This is a genomic window from Pseudomonas sp. GXM4, assembly GCF_008923895.1.
Lineage (GTDB): Bacteria > Pseudomonadota > Gammaproteobacteria > Pseudomonadales > Pseudomonadaceae > Aquipseudomonas > Aquipseudomonas atacamensis.
In genome coordinates this window covers 1-3,462 of record NZ_WBRZ01000400.1, presented here as the reverse complement: position 1 = coordinate 3,462, position 3,462 = coordinate 1, and the positions used below count along the sequence as shown (strand labels likewise).

Genomic DNA, 3,462 nt, shown 5'->3' with positions numbered 1-3,462 from the left:
TGAAGGATCTGCATGACGAGAGCCATACCAAAACCAACAACAACGCCGCATGGGTCTCGGCCAAGGGTCGCGGCAACACCGACGAAACCCTGCGCCAGACGCAGATGATCGCCAAGGGCAACATCGTCCTGAAAGCGGTCGATGGGCTGAAGATTGATATCAAGGATGTGAGTCAGGAGTCCGTCAGCCAGACCATTGATGCGATGGTCAAGGCTGATCCGCAACTGGCGTGGTTGAAGGATGCGGAGGCTCGGGGAGATGTTGATTGGCGGCGCGTGAAGGAGATTCACGAGTCGTTTAAATACGAGAACTCGGGCGTTGGGCCAGCGGCGCAAATTGCCATCGCCATCATGATGTCTTTTGTGATGGGGCCGGCAGGACTGGGCTTGGTCGGCGGTGGCTTCGGCGGCGCATTCGCCACAACTCTCGCTACGACGGGCGTGACAAGCACGATCAGCAATAAAGGGAACCTCGGCGCTGCATTCAAGGAAACATTCAGCGCCGACAGTCTCAAGAACGCAGCTATCGCTGGCTTCACCGCAGGCATGCTTGATTATGCCGATGCCAATTGGTTTACAGCGGGGGGCAGCAAAGCCGCAAGTATTCTGACCAGCAGTAATTTTACCGACGTAGCGATCCGAACTGCGGGTCGCGCGTTCATTTCCAGTGGCATCTCTACCACCATTGGTGGCGGAAGTTTTGCTGACAACTTTGGTTCCGCGTTGCTGGGAGAAGCGGGCAGTGTCGCGATGGCGACCGGGTTCAATTTCGTTGGCGATCAAACGATCAAGTTCCCGGAAGGTGGCGTAGTAAAAGTTGTCGCGCATGCGCTGATGGGCGGTTTGATTTCCGAAGTAACTGGCGGGGATTTTGCTACCGGTGCGGCGGCTGCTGGGCTGAATGAAGCTGCGATGAATACGCTGGTGAAGTTCGCCGCTGGCAATGATCAGCTGCAGGTGATGTTGTCCCAACTCACGGGTGTTCTTGCAGCGGCCCTCGTTGATGGCAATTCACAGTTGGGAGCCAGCATCGCCGGGAGTGCCACGACTTATAACTATCTCTACCACCGTGAGGTGAAAGAGATGCTCGCTGAGATGGACAGCAAGACCACGGATAAGGAAAAGCTTGCTGTCAGGGATAAATATGAAGCGCTTGACAAGCAAAGAGAGTTAGAGCTGGACGAGTTTTGTAAAGGGGCACCTGATACCTGCCGTCAAATCTCCCACGATTTGGCCGACGATGACGAAAAGTTCTCGAAGCTGATAGCGACGCTACGAAGTGAAGGCAAAAGTGGAGAAGCCTATTGGGTAGGAGTTGTTCAGGGAGGGAATCTAAACTCCACTGGGTCAATAGCCTCCATCGTGAATTTACAGGAAGGTGGTTTCTTTGCAAAATTGGGTGCTGTCGCGATCCAGATGGGGGGTGGAATTTTTCCGGGTAGGGCAACCGGGAAAGGTACGACTGCCACAAAGGAAGCCGACGTAAAGGGTACGGGTGGTGTAAAAGGAAACGAAGCGTCCAAAGCACCGGTTCAAGAACTTGAGGTTGACTCCTATAAGAATCTCAAGTCAAGAGAAGTAGTTGCTGACGGGTTAGAGCACGACCACATCCCTTCCTTTGCTGCATTGCGTACGGCAAAAGAAGCTGAATTAGGTCGTCCCCTTACAGAGGTGGAGGCCAAATCGCTTTACCAAAACGCAACAGCCGTGGAGGTTCCTCGCGATGTCCACATTGCGGGTCCCACGTATGGGGGTAAAAATACCCGTGCACAGGTTCAACAGGACGCCATTGATCTGTGCGGCGCGGTGTGCCGTGATACAGACGCATTGCGAGAAAATTTACGCAATCGAGGTTATGATTCAAAAATTGTCGATGAGACAATTAAAAAAATAGTGGAAAGAAATCGAGAGATTGGGGTTATCAAATAATGAATACTTGGTCTGACTTTATTCACGCTCTCGGTCAAGATGAGAATGGATCAGTCATCACGGGTCTATGGCAACGTTTTGAAGAAAAGCCCGTCATTTCAGAGACTCCTGATGCCTATAATGATCCAGGCGGGAAAACAAAATATTACAAGTTTATAAAGTCTGGGATAGAGCTTGGGTTTCGTGCGGGACAATTAAATCACATTCATTTTTTTGTGCAGGAGGATGAAGGCTATTCACCGTATAACGAATATGTGCTTGATCGGGCTGCTCATGCTTGGACTGCCAAAAATGTCACTCAGGTATTGGGTACGGCAGACGCAGGAGCATCTGCTAAAGTTGATATGTTGATTGGTAAAGTCCGGCAGTGGTGCAAATATCAGTTTTCAACATACGATCTACGTATGGAGTTTTCAGAGGATGGTAAGTTGTGGAAGGTAACCCTGATTGCTAAGGGTTAAGTGAAGGAAAATTACGTTGAAACGGTATTGGAAGAGTGTGGATGAATGGGGGCAGGCCACGTTGAAAAAGTACTCCAAAACGTGGTCTGTCCGCATTTTCCCCCGACCATTCAGCAGCCTAGCCGAGTAATTCAAAGTGTCGACAAACGGGGCAACCCTCAGCCCGGAGCCATTTATGAGTTTGAGGTTCCCGCTTCAGGTGGCGGTACGCGGACAGTGAGAATTCGTGACGACACAGCGGGACATGATTGCGGGGAAGGTGATCCGCAAAATCGCGGGGCGCATTTTAACGACGAAGCGGGAAATTATTATCATTACTAAAATCAAAATTTTGGGAGAAAATGACGTATCTGATTCGAATCAGACAATCAATCTGAATGAGGGTAACGGAAAATGCAGATTAAAGTTGTCTGCAGCTAGTTTTATTGCGTCGAAGCCTCATGAGTCATTGGAAACAATATTCGACTTCATACATGAACGCGTTGTCGAAAATATGCCGGGATATGCAGCCTGGTTGCTTTTGGGTAACTCGGCTTGGCAGCCAGGCACGAGAATCGTCAAATATTTAGGGCTATGGGGTGGGTTCAAATCACGGGGGATTGAAGTTCCCCAAGGAAGTCATTCGATAGTGCATACCATGGAGCGCGATGGGAAGCTAAAGTTTTTTGGAGGTATTCGCCTATCGGATCTTTTAGATGGGACAATTCTGGAGGCGTTCTTGGCTGAGAGATGTTCTTATGTAGCCATTGTGCCTATAGATTTGGATATGGAAGAAGCCTTACTCATTGGCTGGTCTGGAAAGATTTCGGAAGATCTGATGCTCTTCGAATATGTGGCGGAGGGGAACGGACTGTTAATGGCAAAGATTGGTGAATTTGATGATCTTGATAGAGGAGTTGTCGCTGTCGGAAAACGACAAGTGCTGGATGATCTTTTATCAAACTTTGATAATTCGTAAAACCGAATTTCGCTATTTTTTCTCCTTCTGAGCTCCGCGCAGGTCGCCACGCTGATTGTCGATATCGTCTGAGAGATAAATGGGTGCAGACCACGTTGAATGCAAAAGCTGGGTA

Annotated in this window: 4 protein-coding genes; all 4 read left to right on the top strand. The window is 49.6% G+C overall.

Annotated elements, in window-relative coordinates:
• A partial coding sequence (locus tag F8N49_RS26570) for a DUF637 domain-containing protein (RefSeq protein ID WP_178117080.1) occupies positions 1–1,928 on the top strand: 1,928 nt, incomplete at its 5' end.
• Complete coding sequence (locus F8N49_RS26565) at positions 1,928–2,389, top strand: hypothetical protein (protein WP_016775045.1); 462 nt, start codon at positions 1,928–1,930, stop codon at positions 2,387–2,389. The genes F8N49_RS26570 and F8N49_RS26565, both read left to right, overlap by 1 nt.
• Before the next feature lie 45 nt (positions 2,390–2,434).
• Positions 2,435–2,710 (top strand): HNH/endonuclease VII fold putative polymorphic toxin, encoded by a 276-nt coding sequence (locus tag F8N49_RS28720; RefSeq protein WP_125927969.1) that lies wholly within the window; start codon positions 2,435–2,437, stop codon positions 2,708–2,710.
• Positions 2,616–3,347 carry a hypothetical protein gene (locus F8N49_RS26555; RefSeq protein ID WP_177434005.1) on the top strand — a complete coding sequence of 244 codons (732 nt, stop codon included), beginning with the start codon at positions 2,616–2,618 and terminating at the stop codon, positions 3,345–3,347. The genes F8N49_RS28720 and F8N49_RS26555 overlap by 95 nt, the downstream gene beginning before the upstream one ends.
• Positions 3,348–3,462: the final 115 nt, after the last annotated feature.